This is a genomic window from Kaistella antarctica (genome assembly GCF_900109615.1).
Lineage (GTDB): Bacteria > Bacteroidota > Bacteroidia > Flavobacteriales > Weeksellaceae > Kaistella > Kaistella antarctica.
The window spans coordinates 436681-452596 of sequence record NZ_FOIX01000004.1; the positions used below are offsets into that span (position 1 = coordinate 436681).

Annotated in this window: 17 protein-coding genes; 14 read left to right on the top strand and 3 right to left on the bottom strand. The window is 35.6% G+C overall.

From position 1 onward, the window contains the following. Position 1: 1 nt before the first annotated feature. Complete coding sequence (locus tag BMX49_RS13575; RefSeq protein WP_246005086.1) at positions 2–1033, bottom strand: NAD-dependent epimerase/dehydratase family protein; 1032 nt, start codon at positions 1031–1033, stop codon at positions 2–4. A gap of 345 nt (positions 1034–1378) precedes the next feature. On the opposite strand from BMX49_RS13575, the gene BMX49_RS13580 reads away from it, so the two are divergent. The 9 genes from BMX49_RS13580 to BMX49_RS13620 all read left to right on the top strand — a co-directional run bounded on the left by BMX49_RS13580 (position 1379) and on the right by BMX49_RS13620 (position 9738). Continuing rightward, positions 1379–2665: a DUF389 domain-containing protein gene (locus BMX49_RS13580; protein ID WP_034719234.1), complete on the top strand. Its 1287-nt coding sequence runs from the start codon at positions 1379–1381 to the stop codon at positions 2663–2665. Between the two features lie 204 nt (positions 2666–2869). Then, complete coding sequence (locus BMX49_RS13585) at positions 2870–3457, top strand: YMGG-like glycine zipper-containing protein (RefSeq protein WP_246005087.1); 588 nt, start codon at positions 2870–2872, stop codon at positions 3455–3457. Between the two features lie 55 nt (positions 3458–3512). Then, positions 3513–5135, top strand: a complete 1623-nt coding sequence (locus BMX49_RS13590; protein WP_034719231.1) for an LIC_10190 family membrane protein — start codon at positions 3513–3515, stop codon at positions 5133–5135. A gap of 52 nt (positions 5136–5187) precedes the next feature. Next, positions 5188–6261: a chorismate synthase gene (gene aroC / locus BMX49_RS13595; protein WP_034719228.1), complete on the top strand. Its 1074-nt coding sequence runs from the start codon at positions 5188–5190 to the stop codon at positions 6259–6261. A gap of 119 nt (positions 6262–6380) precedes the next feature. Beyond that, entirely contained in the window at positions 6381–6944 is a 564-nt protein-coding gene (locus BMX49_RS13600; RefSeq protein ID WP_034719227.1) for a thioredoxin family protein, read from the top strand. Positions 6945–6964: 20 nt separating this feature from the next. After that, positions 6965–7516, top strand: a complete 552-nt coding sequence (locus tag BMX49_RS13605) for a TlpA family protein disulfide reductase (protein WP_034719225.1) — start codon at positions 6965–6967, stop codon at positions 7514–7516. 71 nt (positions 7517–7587) lie between these two features. Then, positions 7588–7929, top strand: coding sequence for a YkvA family protein (locus BMX49_RS13610; RefSeq protein WP_051803721.1), 342 nt, complete (start codon positions 7588–7590; stop codon positions 7927–7929). A gap of 253 nt (positions 7930–8182) precedes the next feature. Beyond that, complete coding sequence (gene miaA, locus BMX49_RS13615) at positions 8183–9085, top strand: tRNA (adenosine(37)-N6)-dimethylallyltransferase MiaA (RefSeq protein WP_034719223.1); 903 nt, start codon at positions 8183–8185, stop codon at positions 9083–9085. Between the two features lie 92 nt (positions 9086–9177). Further along, positions 9178–9738: a thioredoxin family protein gene (locus BMX49_RS13620; RefSeq protein ID WP_034719221.1), complete on the top strand. Its 561-nt coding sequence runs from the start codon at positions 9178–9180 to the stop codon at positions 9736–9738. Between the two features lie 179 nt (positions 9739–9917). Here BMX49_RS13620 and BMX49_RS13625 read toward each other — a convergent pair whose 3' ends face one another. Continuing rightward, entirely contained in the window at positions 9918–10556 is a 639-nt protein-coding gene (locus BMX49_RS13625; RefSeq protein ID WP_034719219.1) for an MBL fold metallo-hydrolase, read from the bottom strand. A 265-nt stretch (positions 10557–10821) separates the two neighbouring features. Next, positions 10822–11325, bottom strand: a complete 504-nt coding sequence (locus BMX49_RS13630; RefSeq protein WP_051803720.1) for a thermonuclease family protein — start codon at positions 11323–11325, stop codon at positions 10822–10824. Positions 11326–11681: 356 nt separating this feature from the next. Between BMX49_RS13630 and BMX49_RS14750 the strand changes: the two genes are divergently transcribed. The 5 genes from BMX49_RS14750 (at position 11682) to BMX49_RS13655 (ending at position 15857) form a co-directional block, all read left to right on the top strand. Further along, on the top strand, positions 11682–11846 hold the full coding sequence (locus tag BMX49_RS14750; RefSeq protein ID WP_156030681.1) for a hypothetical protein: 165 nt from the start codon (positions 11682–11684) through the stop codon (positions 11844–11846). A gap of 136 nt (positions 11847–11982) precedes the next feature. After that, a complete protein-coding gene (locus BMX49_RS13635; protein ID WP_126337154.1) occupies positions 11983–12654 on the top strand; it encodes a hypothetical protein in 672 nt (223 codons plus the stop codon). 297 nt (positions 12655–12951) lie between these two features. After that, positions 12952–13479: a hypothetical protein gene (locus BMX49_RS13640; protein WP_034719216.1), complete on the top strand. Its 528-nt coding sequence runs from the start codon at positions 12952–12954 to the stop codon at positions 13477–13479. 717 nt (positions 13480–14196) lie between these two features. After that, the gene (locus BMX49_RS13650) at positions 14197–14874 is read left to right on the top strand and encodes a hypothetical protein (protein WP_034719213.1); all 678 of its coding nucleotides are present in this window, start codon (positions 14197–14199) and stop codon (positions 14872–14874) included. 167 nt (positions 14875–15041) lie between these two features. Continuing rightward, positions 15042–15857 (top strand): GLPGLI family protein, encoded by an 816-nt coding sequence (locus BMX49_RS13655; protein WP_034719211.1) that lies wholly within the window; start codon positions 15042–15044, stop codon positions 15855–15857. The last annotated feature ends 59 nt before the right edge of the window (positions 15858–15916 follow it).

Here is a 15916-nt window from a genome sequence, read left to right on the forward strand (position 1 = left end):
TTTATTTTAAATTGTTAGTGATGAAATAGTGTTCCATCAGTTTCAGATCGTTATCGATATAAGCTTGTAAAGGCTCAGATCTTTTCTCTAAATATTTTTTGATGGGCACTTTAAAGACAGAAATAAGTGCTTTCGTAAAACCTGAAATTTTGTTTTGCTGGTTTTCAAAATAATCTTCCAGCGTATCCTTCCTGAAATTGAGTAAATCATTAAGCACATCACCGTCCGCATAATAACCACAGTGAAAATTTTTATCTGCAAAACTTTTTGGCAGGAAATTAAGTTTCCCTAAACCGAAAATTTCGAAGGATCTGGATAAAAAATCGTCATACTTAATTCTACAATTTTCGCCGCCACCTAAATTGAATATTTTTTTAGAGAGTTGCATTTGGTGATTTACTGCATTTACAAACGCTGTGGCCGTATCTCTGGGCGTTGCTATTTCCAAGGAGGTTTTTAAAGGTTGATGAAACATAAGTTTAGAAATTTTGTGTCCGCCCATTATGGCTGTGAGTCTAAATATACTCCAGTCCAGGTTACAATTTCTGATCGTCTCCTCAGCTAAAATTTTAGTTTTCGCATATTCATCACCTTCGCTAGGATTTAAGGGATCGGTGACGGTAATCATTGGATTATTTAACCGATCTCCATAAACTGAAATGGAGGAACTGTACACGAAAAATGCACTGGACGAATGAAGCTCTAAAAGCCGTATTAAAATTTGGGTGCCCACGGTATTTACCTGATGCGATAAAGCAGGTTTATCATCTGCCAAAGGTGGAATTATGGCAGCTAGATGAATAACAACATCCTGATTGTAGCAAGCTTTAAGCACATCACTTTCATTAGTGATATCCCCGTAAATTATATTGACTGATCCTTTGTAAGGACTAAACTTTTTAATGTTTTTGGCCGTCTTTACATCAAAAATGGTAATTTCATATTTATCACCGATGGCGCATAACTGCTTCAACACTTCAAATCCAAGCGTGCCTGAAGCTCCTGTCAATAATATCTTTTTTTGAATTCCCACTTGTAAATTTTTACGATGAAGCCTTGGTCAAAATCTTAGCCTCCAATTTTTAAAATAATTTTAAGCCTCAATTACCCATTAATATCTACATTAAAGAAATAATTGTAAACACCAATTTTCTATGGTTTAGACTCATTTAGAGTTAGGCATTAACTGTACCAATTCATTAGAAAAACTCACTAAGTTAAGGCAGTTGCATAGTGAATCTTTAAAGGAAACTCACCCCAAAAATAGATTTTTGCCTAAACTCTATAAACACGAATTAGCTGGATAAAATTGCACCCGTTTGTTTACTACTTACTTCTGCTTTTATTTTCTACATTTGTTTTCTTATTAATTTATGGAATGAAGAATTACTTTAACCTGACCATCGGCGAGGAAGAAAAAGAGAAAGTGCTAACCAATATACAAGGCAGTATTTCTTTCTCTGGGGCAAATGTTTGGATTTTAGCGTGTGCGATCATGATTGCTTCGGTGGGACTAAATGTGAATTCTACGGCAGTCGTAATTGGGGCAATGCTTATTTCTCCTTTAATGGCTCCAATTGTTGGGGCAGGTTTTGCCTTAGCGATGTTCGATTTTGCACTTCTGCGCAAGTCACTGAAAAACCTCCTTATTTCGACTTTGATTGGGTTGATTGTTTCTTTTCTTTATTTCCTGCTAACTCCTTTTAAAGAAGCACAGTCTGAAATTCTAGCCAGAACTTCACCCAATATCTATGATGTATTGATTGCTTTCTTCGGTGGTTTAGTTGGTGTAATTGCCGTGACAAGAGTCGAAAAAGGGAATCCCATTCCGGGAGTTGCCATCGCAACGGCGCTGATGCCACCACTTTGTACGGCAGGTTATGGATTGGCAACCGGAAATTTATCCTTTTTCGGTGGCGCACTTTTTTTGTATGCAATTAATTGTGTCTTCATTTGTATTGCGACGTACTTTGTAGTGAAAATCCTAAAGTATCCTCCGGTAGGGTTTGTAGATGCGAAACGTGAAAAAGAGGTGAGAAACTGGATTACCATTATCACGGTTTTAATGATTGTACCCAGTGTGTTTTTTGCGTATCAATTTATACAGCAGCAGCGATTTCAAGAAAAAGTCAATCTCTACGTCCAACAGGAATTTGAATCAAAAGGAAATACGATTGTCTATCAAAGAACCAATTACACCTCTCCTACTGCACCAAGAACCATTGAATTAGCCTTTTTGAGTAAGAAGTTCACCGGTAAGCAAATTGAGGAAGAAAATCAAAAACTTAAACGTTTAGGTCTGCTCAATACCAAATTGATTATCAGACAGGACAGTACTTTTTTAGCAGATGTTTCTTCAAAAAAGATTGCCAATAATGAAATTGATAATACCAATACAAAGTTGATTTCTGACCTTACCTCAAAAATAGACAGATACTCTTTTCAAACTGAAAATCTGTACAAAGAAGCTTCTTCCATCTTTCCTGAACTGAGGTCAATATCAGTCGCGAAACAAGAAATATTTTCGACAACAGATTCTACTAATATTATTCCTGTTGGCTTTTATCAAATTGAAAAACCTTTAACCAAGGAAAGTGAAGAAACATTGAGAAAATGGTTACAAGCAAAGTTAAAGGTTGATACAATTGAAATTTATCGACGATAGATTGAGGCGCATTAATTTTTATTATTTAATACAATAAATTCATACTTCACAACACGCTGACCGTCAACGGAAGATTACTTTCTATCGACGTTCTCGAAAGTTTTAACATTTCATTAACACTAGATTGGTTTCAATTTTGGAGATTGGGTGTTTAGAATGATTACTTGGTAGTCTAATTATCAAATCGTATTAAAATTTATCATTATGAAATCAACTAATTTAATATCTCAACCGAACAGAAAGAATTTTATTATTAAAAATATCTTCTTGACAGGAGCAATGTCAGTACTTATGTTGACTGCTTGTAAAAAGGAAAATACCGTAGTTGAAAAATCTCTAGATCAACAAAAAATAGAGTTTGCACAAAGACAACTTGAAATTGAGCAACAAAAGTTAGCTATTGAAAAAGAGAAAATGGCTTACGAAACTCAAAAGAAAGTTGACAGTATTGCAGAAAGAAAGCAAGCTATTGCAGCAGCTCCAAAACCGCAAGTTATCAGAGAAACTAAAACTGTTTATGTAAACAATACTCCTAGACAAAATTCATCATCTGGATCTAATTCAGGAAACACGCAAGGATCAAACCAGGGAACTACGCAGAAACAAGGAATGAGTCAAGCAGCTAAAGGAACCATTATCGGTACCGTAGGTGGTGCTGCAGCTGGTGCGATTATCAATAAGAAAAACAGAGGTTTAGGTGCTGTAGTTGGTGGTGTCGTTGGTGGCGCAACTGGGTACACAATCGGTAGAGCTGGAGATAGAAAATCTGGTCGAGTTCAGCCAAGAAATTAATAAATCACTTCATATATTATAGAAAAGATTGCTTATTTTTAAGCAATCTTTTTTTATGCTGTATATCCTGTTCATGCTGATTTTGCTTTTGCCCACCTTGCTGGGTTTCGGAGCAATCTTGAGGAATATTTTTGGCGATTATGCCAAAGGTATTGCGATGCAAATTGTGACAGGAATATTTTTTATCACAATCGTTTATACGGTGTTGGCATTCTTTATTCCCTTGAATTTTTATTTAGAAATCGCTACTTTGATAATTGGAATATCGGCATTTTTTTATTTTAAAACCTATTTGCAGATTTGGGACTTCATTAGAGTGAACTCTCTTCTTTTCATCAGCATATCACTTCTTATTATTTTTTTCGGTGCTTACTATCCATTTATTTTAGATCATTTCGGATACTATGTTCCAACCATCAAATGGCTTTCGGAAGTCGGTTTAGTTAAAGGAATTTCAAACTTAGATTTGCTGTTGGGACAAAATTCGCTCTGGCATATTTTCCAGGCTGGACTCTCACACTTTTCTGATCCTTTCTTAAGAATAAATGTTTTAATCCTCATTGTCTATTTAATCTATGTTTTAGAAAAGAAATCGTGGATTCACTTCATTTTCTTTCCGATCTTATTTCTATTTATCCAATCTCCCTCGCCAGATTTACCAGTAATTGTTTTATCATTGATATTATTAAATGAGGTTTTTAACGACAATAAAAAGGCAGGATTTTTATTTGCCCTTTCGATTTTTATTTTTGCCATAAAACCAACAATGGTCTGGATGCCGATTTTTATCTTTCTCTACAATTTGTTTATTTTAAAGAGTAATTTGAAATTTACATTTTTAGGGATTTCTATCTTACTTCTTTTTCTATTCAAAAACATCTGGACTTTTGGGTTTCCAATATTCCCAGTTCAATTTTTAGACTTAGGATTTTCCTGGAATCCTAATCCAATTTTGTTGCAGAACTCTTCCGAAATGGCCATCATGAAAACCTACGATATGCAATATTCTTTTGCGGAAATTCAGCAGTTTTCACGTTTTGATTATGTGAAGAACTGGTTGTTTCTGCAGGGAATTAAAAGTAAAATTCATCTAGCATTTCTGCTCAGCTTAATTATCTTTTTTGTTTTCGCAATCATTAAGAAATCTAAATTAATTTGGATTCTCTTTCTTTCAATTTTCATTAAAAGTGTTTTGGTGCTATTGTTTTCAGCGCAATACCGATTTTTCTTCGAGGTCTTTTTCATCCTCATCTTTGTCCTCTTTTATCAACTTTTATCTAAAAGATTTTCGCTGCTAATTTTCTCAACAGCAACCATTTTTTTTGCTGCGTTTCTTTCCTTCCCTAATTTGGTTAAAGTATATTTGCCCAGCTTCAAACTTGGTAATTTCATGTCGGGCTTTAGTAAAAATCAGTTCATAAAGCCCTCTTATTTTGAATATGAGAAGTACAAAACCCATCAACTTGGAAATTTAAAATTTAATATGGTTAAGGATTATATTTTCAGTTTCGACACGCCACTTCCTGCTATTTCTCCGCAATTCATTCAAGAAGATTTAGATGCTGGCATTTTTCCACAATTAAAAGGAACAACTTTAAAAGAAGGTTTTATCTGGCGGAAAATTTCAGACCAAGAAAAAGAGCAACTTAAAATTATCTTAAAAGATTACTCCCCTTAAATATTATTAAATCAATTAAGCGCTAATCAACAAATACCTATAACTTTGTAACATGTTCAATTTAGGAAATTTTCTTACCCTCTCTACCTTTGGCGAAAGTCATGGTGCGGCTTATGGCGGAATTGTTACCAATTTTCCCGCCGGTTTAAATATTAATTTTGAAGAAGTTCAAAACCAACTCGATCGCCGAAAACCTGGTCAAAGTTCGATCGTAACTCAAAGAAAAGAAAGTGATACCGTGAAGTTCCTTTCTGGAATTTTTGAGTGTCAAACAACGGGAACACCGATTGGATTTATGATTGAAAATGAAAATCAAAAATCAAAAGATTACGATCATATTTCAAAATCTTACCGGCCAAGTCACGCAGATTTTACCTACGACCAAAAATTCGGAATCCGCGATTATCGCGGCGGCGGCAAGTCTTCTGCGCGCGAAACGGTCAATTGGGTCGTAGCTGGAAGTATGGCCAAACAAATTTTACCAACCAATGTAGAAATCAACGCCTATGTTTCCTCGGTGGGAGAAATTTTCTGCGAGAAACCTTATCAGGATTTAGACTTTTCTAAAATCGAATCCAATGATGTTCGGTGTCCGGATCAGGAAACCGCTGAAAAAATGATTTCGAAAATCAAAGAAATTAAGAAAGAAGGGAATACCATCGGCGGTACGATTACGTGCGTCATTAAAAATTTACCCATCGGAATTGGCGAACCCGTTTTTGGAAAACTTCAGGCAGAGCTTGGAAAAGCAATGCTCAACATTAATGCCTGCAAAGGTTTCGAATATGGAAGTGGATTTTGCGGTGCGAAGATGACTGGCAAAGACCACAATGATTTGTTCAATGAAGACTTCTCCACCAAAACCAATCTCTCTGGCGGAATCCAAGGTGGAATCTCCAACGGAATGGATATTTATTTTCGGGTAGCTTTCAAACCAGTCGCGACGATTTTGCGCCCGCAAGATAGTTTTGACAGCGAAGGAAATCCAATTATTGTGGAAGGAAAAGGCCGACACGACCCTTGCGTTGTACCGCGCGCAGTTCCGATTGTAGAAAATTTAGCAGCCTTTGTTTTGGCGGATTTATACTTGATTAATAAACTTCGTAAATTTGCAGAATCCGTTTAATTCAATTAAAAATTCTATCTGTTCCGTTTAAAAGATGGAGTGATAGATATTTTCTCAATGTGATTTAGGTCACCTAATAACTCGACATTTATACCGAAATTTGTACAAAATAAAAAAGAATGAATAATTACTGGCAAAACGCCATCAGCTTTGATGAATACTTAAAAATAGCAGAAGAACGTTTTCACAACAATCCCGATAAAAATGATGAGTATCAGGAATATTACGAATTGGGTTTAACAAGAACCAACCGAACCGTAAAAACATTTAAAGTTGACGCCGATCAATTAGAAAAACTAAAAGCTAAAAACTTTAATGGTAAAATTTTAATTATTTCAGAACCTTGGTGTGGCGATGCAAGTGCCACGGTTCCTGCAGTTTCGAAGTTTTTCGAAGCTGCCGGAATTGAAGTTAGAGTTTTCATGCGGGACAGCGATCTTTCACTCATCGATCAATTTCAAACCAATGGAACGCAGTCGATCCCAAAAGTGATCATCATTAATGAAGATTTCTCTGTAAAAGCAGATTGGGGTCCTCGGCCACAACATGGAAATGATCTTTTGAAGAAATTCAAGGAAAATCCTGAAACCTATCCGAAAGATGATTTCTACAATGACTTACAAGTTTATTACGCGAAGAATCGTGGGAAAGACGCCATTGAAGAAATTATCGATTTACTTTAATTAAACCAAAAAAATTATTCATGGAATTTCTCAGGAAGAATGGCTTTTTTATCTTGGCTTTGGCTTTTATAGCCGTGCTTTATCTATTTCCATCGGTGAAATTGAAATTGAAAGATCTCTTCTTTCCAGTTGCCGCGATTGAAAACGCGATTACTTTGAACGATGAAGATTATAATATCGAGTTAAAAGGAATAAACGTTCCGAACACCAACCTAAAAGCCTTGAAAGGAAACAAACTCGTGCTGCTCAACTTTTGGGGAACTTGGTGTCCGCCATGTCGCGAAGAGTGGCCAACCATCGAGAAATTGTATGAAGGCCGGAAAGATAAAATTGATTTCGTCCTTATTGCGATGCAGGATAAAGAAGAAGACGTGATTGCCTTTATAAAAAAAAACAATTACACCGCGCCAGTTTATATTGCCGAAAGTCCCATCACCAAAAACGTGCTACCAAAGGTTTTTCCGACGACTTTCTTATTAGACAAAAATGGGAGAATTCTCTTAAAAGAAGAAGGCACCAAAGACTGGAACTCCAAATCTGTCAATGCGTTTATCGACAACGTCACGCAGTAATTTAACAGACTTTACGAAATCATGGTATAGAATTTGCGAATTGCACAGTGTTTTAAAAATCGAGATACAAAATGAAAGTTTCAAAAATTCAATTAGCCAAAGAAGCATTTAAGCATAAAGGATTCATCGGAAAAATCCCTGTGATTATTCGAATGATGAAATCGGCAAGTAAAAAAGGTGGGTACAAGCCGCATTTCAAAGACGTTATTGTACCAGCTCTCGTGTTGGTCTATTTAATTTCACCGATCGACTTGATTCCAGATTGGATTCCTGGCATCGGTATTTTAGATGATTTGGCTTTACTAACATTTGCGATTCCCCTCTTAGTAAAGGAGGCAGAGAAATTTATCGCCTGGGAAATCTCTTCAAAATCGAATGACATCATGATTGAAGAAGCCGAAATCATCGGATAAAATTCATCAATTAGTACAAAACCGTTTCTGCAAAGAAGCGGTTTTTTTATGAGGAGCAACGAGATTTTCGCTTCTTACAAGATCACACCTGCTTTCCGCTCTATCTTTTTTTCGTCGTTCCTCCTCAAAAAAGGATGCCGCTGCAATCAGGGCTAGGTGCACTTTCCTATTCTATTTTCAAAACAGTCACTGCTCCTTTTATTATCCGAGCTGCAAATTACTTTTATTCAAAAAAATTCAGGAAATTTACCGCGTGAAAAAACTCATCTCCATTATTGGTACCACCGGAATCGGTAAGACAAAACTCGCCCTCGAAATTGCAAAAAATTTCGAGACTGAAATTATTTCCTGCGATTCCCGGCAATTCTTCAGAGAAATGAATATCGGAACCGCCACGCCTTCTGCAGGAGAACTGGCGCAAGTTCCCCACCATTTCATCGGCAATCTTTCTGTACAAGACTATTATTCCATCGGACAATATGAAAGAGAGGCGATTCAAAAAATTGAAGATCTTTTTCAGAAACACGACGTTGTTGTTTTGGTTGGCGGAAGCATGATGTATGAAAAAGCGGTCATCGAAGGACTGCACGATTTACCCGAAGCCGACGAAGAAAACCAGCGAAAACTGGAACAGATTTTAAAAGAAGACGGTATTGAAAAACTCCAAAACATGCTACAGGATTTAGATCCAGAATATTTTAAAAAAGTTGACCAAGACAATCCCAGAAGATTATTCCGCGCAATCGACATTATATGGCAAACCGGAAAAACCTACACTGAAAATATTTCAGAACAAATCAATGTTCGAAACTTTGAAGTCATTAGAATTGGGATTGAAGCGCCGCGTGAAATCATTTACGACCGAATTAATCAGCGCGTAGATTTGATGGTGGAAAATGGTTTACTGCAAGAGGCAGAATCTTTAATTCCGTTTAAAAGCAATCTGGCGTTACAAACCGTTGGTTATGCAGAACTCTTCAAGTTCTTTGATGGAACCTGGACTTTGGATTTTGCTTTAGAGGAAATCAAGAAAAACTCCCGCCGATTTGCAAAACGCCAGCTGACCTGGTACCGGAAAGAAGAAAACATCGCCTGGGTAAATTTCGAAAACTCGGTAGAAGAATCGCTAACTCTTTTAAATGCAATGATCCGCTGATTCTTTAATATGTTGATTGTAGTTTCCTTTGCAATAGTTTATCGTTATATTTGTATCATCAAATTAACACATTAACTCATCAATAAATCATTATGGCAAATACTCCTTCAAATATGCTCGAGCTGGGTACCAAAGCACCTTTCTTTGAACTTCCAAACCCTTCTGAAAGCAACGAAATGCAATCGTTAGAAGATCTGAAAGGCGAAAAAGGAACGCTCGTTTTCTTCATGTGTAATCATTGTCCGTTTGTGCTTCACGTGATTGACAAGCTTACCGAATTACACGAAGATTACCAAGAGCAAGGAATTGAATTCATCGCCATTAATGCGAATGATGTCGAGAAATATCCCGCTGATGCGCCCGATAAAATGGTTGAATTTCAGGTAGAAAGAAAATTTGATTTCCCGTATTTATATGACGAAAGCCAAGCGATTGCAAAAGCGTATAACGCTGCTTGCACGCCAGATTTTTTCTTCTTTGATGAAAAACTCGATTTAATCTACCGTGGACAAATGGATGATTCCCGACCTGGTAACCAGCATGAAATCACAGGTGAAGATTTAGTTATCGCCTTCGAAAATCAGTTAGCCGGTGGGCCGCAAGAGGAAATTCAAAAACCAAGTATGGGTTGTAATATTAAGTGGAAAGCTTAGAAAAAGAGCCAAGTAAAAAGTAAAAAGAGCCAAGTGTGATACCAGTCTACTTGGCTCTTAATATTTAGTGGAAGGCTAAAAAAGAGCCAAGTAAAAAGTAAAAAGAGCCAAGTGTGATACCAATCTACTTGGCTCTTTTCATTCTGCACTTTGTCAAAGTTGGAATCTTTGACAAAGTTTTATTTAAAATAAGGACTGTAGTTTTTCTCAAAGCCAATCGTGGTTGGGTTTCCGTGTCCGTTGTAAACTTTGGTTTCCTCGTGCAGCACCAAAAGTTTCGTCTTGATATTGGTAATGAGTTGGTCGTGATTCCCCTTGTATAAATCTGTTCTGCCGATGCTTCCTTCAAATAAAACATCACCCGAAATCATAAATTTCTGGGCTTCGTTATAAAATGCAATGCTTCCTGGCGAATGCCCCGGCACGTGAATGATTTTAAATTCATGGTTTCCCAGCGTTACCGTTTCGTTTTCGTTGATGTAGGATATTTTACCCGCAAAAGGTTTAAAGAAAAAGCCAAACCGATTCGCATCCATCGGGTTTCTATCCAGCATTTCTTGTTCTAAAGGATGGATTAAAACTGGCACTTGATATTGATCATAAACTTTCTGCAAACCCAACACATGGTCGATATGAGCGTGCGTTAAGAGGATGTTTTGAACCTTCAAGCCGTTATCTGAAATGAACTTGATTAAGGTTGCGGTTTCTTCTTCAGAGAAATTTCCGGGATCGATAATGAAAGCGTCTTTGTCTTCATTAAAAACAACATAGGTATTTTCCGAAAACGGATTGAACGCAAAAGACTGTATCTGCAACATTGATTTTTTTTTATAAATTTAATAGCTAATTTTTAATTAAGAAAGCGATTGTGACCTCGTTTTAAAACCAGAAGGTTTTTATCGCTACGATCGCAAAGATTTTAAGGTATGAGTGTTTGATTAATTACGATCGTAAAGGCGTTCCACTCAGCAACGAACGCTATAATTGCAAAAGTTGTAACCATTCTGGATTAGGGATTTATTTAAAAATAAATTGGAACGGGCTTTAGAAAAAGGTATAGGCTTTAGCCGAAACTTATCACCTTTACCTTCTAAAATTCCAAGGGGCCACGGGGTTTTTATCAGTCCAAAGGCCTACTCTATTTTTCCGAGCCGCATTTTCTAACTGCGCGTACACTTCACTTTTCGAATATTTTTTATAATGCCAGGCTAAGCCAGATTTCAACATTTCTTTGTTCAGGCAGACTTTATTTTCCAAATAAATTTCAGCGACCAAGCGACCTCGCGCATCGTAGGAGCCTTTTTTTCCTTTGCTAATCAAAGTCACTGTTTTTCCAAAAGACAAATCAGACAATTTTTGTTTCGATACGGTACCGAACGCTTGCTTCTTTTCGGGCGCATCAATATGTTCCAGCCGCACCACCATTGGCAATTGATAATACAAAACCTCAACGGTATCGCCATCTTTAATGCCGATGACTTTTACTTTTAAAACAAGCTGATTGGGTTGTTGGGGAATTTGAAAGGAGGCAGGAATAAAAAAATTACTGAGGAAAAGAAAGACGAGCAGGAAGATTGATTTTTGCATGAATTAATGGAAAATTTCTTTTAAAAAGAACTCGTCGTGTTCTACTTTTTTTGGGTTGGTGAGATTGCTTTTTTCCATTGGTGATTCGCTGTGTTTTCTTTTATGATACATGTTGAATTTCAAATATAAGACTTAAAAAAACAAGATAGAAGATTGTGGGGTGATGGATGGTCGGTGACTGAGAAACTTTGTCAAAGTTCAGAACTTTGACAAAGTTGAGTTTGCCTTTAAAACCCTACCCGTTAACCAGCTGTATTTTTTAAGATAGTATGCTACAAAACTCCTTTAACCGTCTGAAGACCTTCGTTTACATTCTGTTTAACTCCGAGGTGAGCTTGTTTCAGTAGGCTATAGTTTTGATTCATTGGGATGAGCCTTTGATTCACTGGGATGAGCCTTTGATTCACTGGGATAGGGTTTTGATTCACTGGGATGAGCCTTTGATTCACTGGGATGAGGTTTTGATTCACTGGGATGAGCCTTTGATTCACTGGGATGAGGTTTTGAGGCAGTCGCAGTAAGGGTGTAGGTGAAATCACTGTTTTTTCAATCAGTCGAGACCGTGTTTTAACCCAATTTTCGCCATTGGTAGATTTTTGATGTAAAATAGTAATAATTTAGGGACTAATTTAAAAACACATTCTCATGAAAAAAACAATGGTTACGCGCACCTTCAAATTTGTAGATGCCGTTCTAAAACAAAAAGCTGATGAATTTATCAATCTGCTCGACCGAGATTCGGTAGAATTTGCAGAACGCGGCTATGATGCCGCCGCCAAAACGAGTTTCGAAAATGCACGCGATGCCGTAGCTGGTTTTCCGTCTGATGAAACGTTGGAAGCGCAGAAAATACAGTTGACTGCCGCCAAAGATGCCGCACGAAGCGTCCTAGAAAAAACGATGCGAACCATTTTCAACATGGCCAGTAATCATTTTGGCGCCCAATCTGCGCAATACCGCGCGTTTGGGCCGGCTGATATCGCGCGACAACCCGATGCAGAATTGGCACGAACCTACAAAATTATGGTGCCAGCAGCGACGGCAAATTTAGCGGCAATGGCTGCCGAAGGACTTTCGCAAACGATAATCGACACGCTTACGACCCAAGGTATTGCGCTTGATGATCGTATTGATGCCGTGGCAAAAGGAATTTCTGACCGGGATGTTGCCACGGAAGGTCGCATAGAAACCTTGAACACCCTGTACAGCTATGTTACCAAATATGCAGGAATTGGGCAGGATATTTTCTATGAAATTAACGAAGCCAAATACAATGATTATGTGCTTTATGATACACCGAGCGGTATGCCGGATGTACCGCCGATTTAATCGAAGATGAAAAATAAATCTGTAAGTTTTACAGATCAAAAAAATCCTAATTCAAAAGAATTGGGATTTTATGTTTTCAATCAAAATAGCTGTCGATACAGATTGCGTATTTTGAATAGTTATTCTTGCGTATTATATTTCATTGTAGTGTTTTGATTTTTCTAATTGCCTGTACCAAAGATCTTCAAGAGAGAAATAACTATTTGGTAATTTATTAAACTTGCGTATATTTGAGAGTTGTGCGTCATTTTGGCGGAACGAAACGGAAACGAAGAATTTAACATTAAAACCTGAATTTTGAAATATCAACTAACCCGAACTTGTAAAGATTGTAAAAATGAGGATGTATTTGAATTCACAAAAATTCAATCTGCATTTGAACTTTATGACTCAAATGAAATTTGGGAAAAAAATTGTTCAAAGTGTAATTCGCAAAATTGCTCTTCATTACATCATCCTTTTGTGAAATTGGACAAAGAAATTTTAGACATTTGGGGAAATGACGAAAAACTATATTTGAATCCTCAAGACGAAGAAATAATTCTTGCAGAAATGCATTATTTGCCATTGATTTTGACATCTATAAATGAAGGCAAATATTTGAAACGTAAAATTGAAATACTTCTTGAATCGATATGTATTCTATTATATGATAATACTGCAAACTCAGAAGAATATGACGATGATGTAAATCACAATCGACAAAAAAATGCGGAAATTATTCTTCCTGAATTAATTAAATTAAAGGACAAAATAATAGAATCCGAAAAAAACATAATGGAATATATAAAAGTCGTAGTTTTTCCTCAAATTGGAGTTGAATAAAAACGAACGCACAACAGCGGTTTTGCGTAATGGCGGGTTTAGTGCTAAATTCAAGTTCAGTTTTTCAACTGAACTTTAGTGCAAAATTGAAAGTTTCGTCTTCGAAATCCGCCACTACGCAAAGCCACAAAACGTTACCTGCAATCTTAAAACAAACCGTTGCTAAAAGAAAATTAAAGAAATGCTGTCGACAATTATTCTTACGATTCTGCTTTTCATACTTCCAATCATTTTCGTTGTAATCTCGGAAAGAGTTTTAAGGAATTTTAATTTAAAGAATATTGTAAAAACTCTAAATAAATCCTTTCTTGTTCAATTTAGTCTGTGTTTACTTTTATTTCTAATTGTTTGGTCGCTTAATCTAAAATATTCAAGTCAAGATTCTAATATTCTTGAAAACACTCTTATTGAAACTTTGTATTATTTTTCTGTAATAGGAATTTTTTATTATTTACCTCCACTAATAATTCTTAACTTGATTACTAAATCGTGGAAAAAACCAGCAGGATAAAAATTTGAATTAATTGAGAAACACAGAAAAAGACTGCAGGTAACAAGGTATTTCTATTAGCGGGTCTGAAGTTCCTATCTTGAAGATTTTAGTTAATTGTTTAGTTTTTTATATTTACAAAGAGTTGTTATAACAAGCCCGCCTGCACAAATACCCGGACGTTACCAGAAAATTATTATCACGCTATTAATTCTTATAACTTTTATATGAAACATACATTACTGCTTTTATCACTTCTTATCTCAATCTTTACTTTTGGGCAGCAAACGCAACCTGAAAAAATAAAAATTAATGCTGGATTAGAATTTAGAATTGTCCCCTATTTCTTCACTAAAACAGATGGAGCCTACATTAGTAATTATGCATATACGAAAAATGTTTCTAAACATCTTTCTGGGAATAGTGTTAATGTTGAGATTGAATACTTTTTTTTGAAAAGCACTACTATAGGAATCGCACAGAGCTTTAGATATGATCAATTATATACGGACTTACCAATTAATAATCGGCCGGATTATTCCGTTACAAGTCCTAAGATGCGATTTATTGCCGATACGGATATACAGTTGAAACATTATTTTCCGTTAAAAAAACCAAATCAGTACATCATTGCTAATTTGGGTTATAGTTTTATGAATAACAATACCTCATTTACAGTTAATGAAGTATTGGAAAGAGATATTAATGGCTACCCAATTTTTGGGAGATCAGGCGAAATTGATTGGCAGTTTCAGGCATATAAAATAGGAATTGGTTATAAATATAAAAAAATAGAGGCAACTGTTGGTGCATATTTAGCGGAAAAGCACAGTTTTGAAGGTTACACTTCTAGTGGTTTTGCCGTTCCTTTCTTGAAATTAAATTATAACATCACCAAATTTTAAACATCTTCTGCTAACAAGGTATTTATATTAGCGGGTTTGAAGTTCCTATCATCAAGATTTTTGCTAATTGTTCAATTTGTTATATTTACAAAGACTTGTTATAAAAAGTCCCCGCCTGCATAAATACCCAACCGTTATCTGCAATGTCACAAAAATGACCGTAAACAATGAAAAAATTAAAATATTTCCTTTTCCTTACTCTAGCAAATATTGCTTTTGCACAAAATAAATTATTTTTATACGAATATAAATTCATTTCTGATTCAACAAATAATCAAAATTTGAAAGATGAAATAATGGTTTTGAATATTCAAAAAGATAGATCTGAATTTTATAGTTCCGAAAGATATGCTTCTGATTCAACGCAGTTAGCAGAAAGTAAGAAAGGAATTATGTCGATGGGATTTAATAAAGAAATGATTAGTGATAGAGTAATAAAGTATCCTAATTCAAATCTCATCAACTATATAACTTTTATGTCTTGGGATAAATTTTTTGTTAAGCAAGACATTGATTTAAAATGGAATTTAGAAAATGAATTCTCAAAAATATTAAATTATGATGTCCAAAAAGCAACAACCGAATTTGCTGGTAGAAAATGGATTGCATGGTTTACTAATGAAATCCCAATTCAAGATGGGCCATATAAATTCAAAAACCTTCCAGGTTTAATTCTGAAAGTTGAAGATTCCAATAAAAATCACAGTTTTGAACTAATAGGAATAAAAAGTGCGACTACCGAATTTGAGTATCCAAATTTGAATAATTATACAGAATATTATTTGAGTTATGACCAATATGTAAAAAAAATAAAGAATTATCGACAAAATCCAACAGCTGATTTAGTTGGTAAAATACCAGACCAAAGAGATTCAAATGGAAATTTTAGAACTTCTACACAAATAATAAAAGAATTAAATAATCAGTGGTTAGAACGTTTAAAAAAAGATAATAATATAATCGAAATTGACCTGCTAAAATAAGACACAGCAGATAACAAAGTATTTCTATTAGCGGGTCGAAAGTTCCTATCGTCGACATT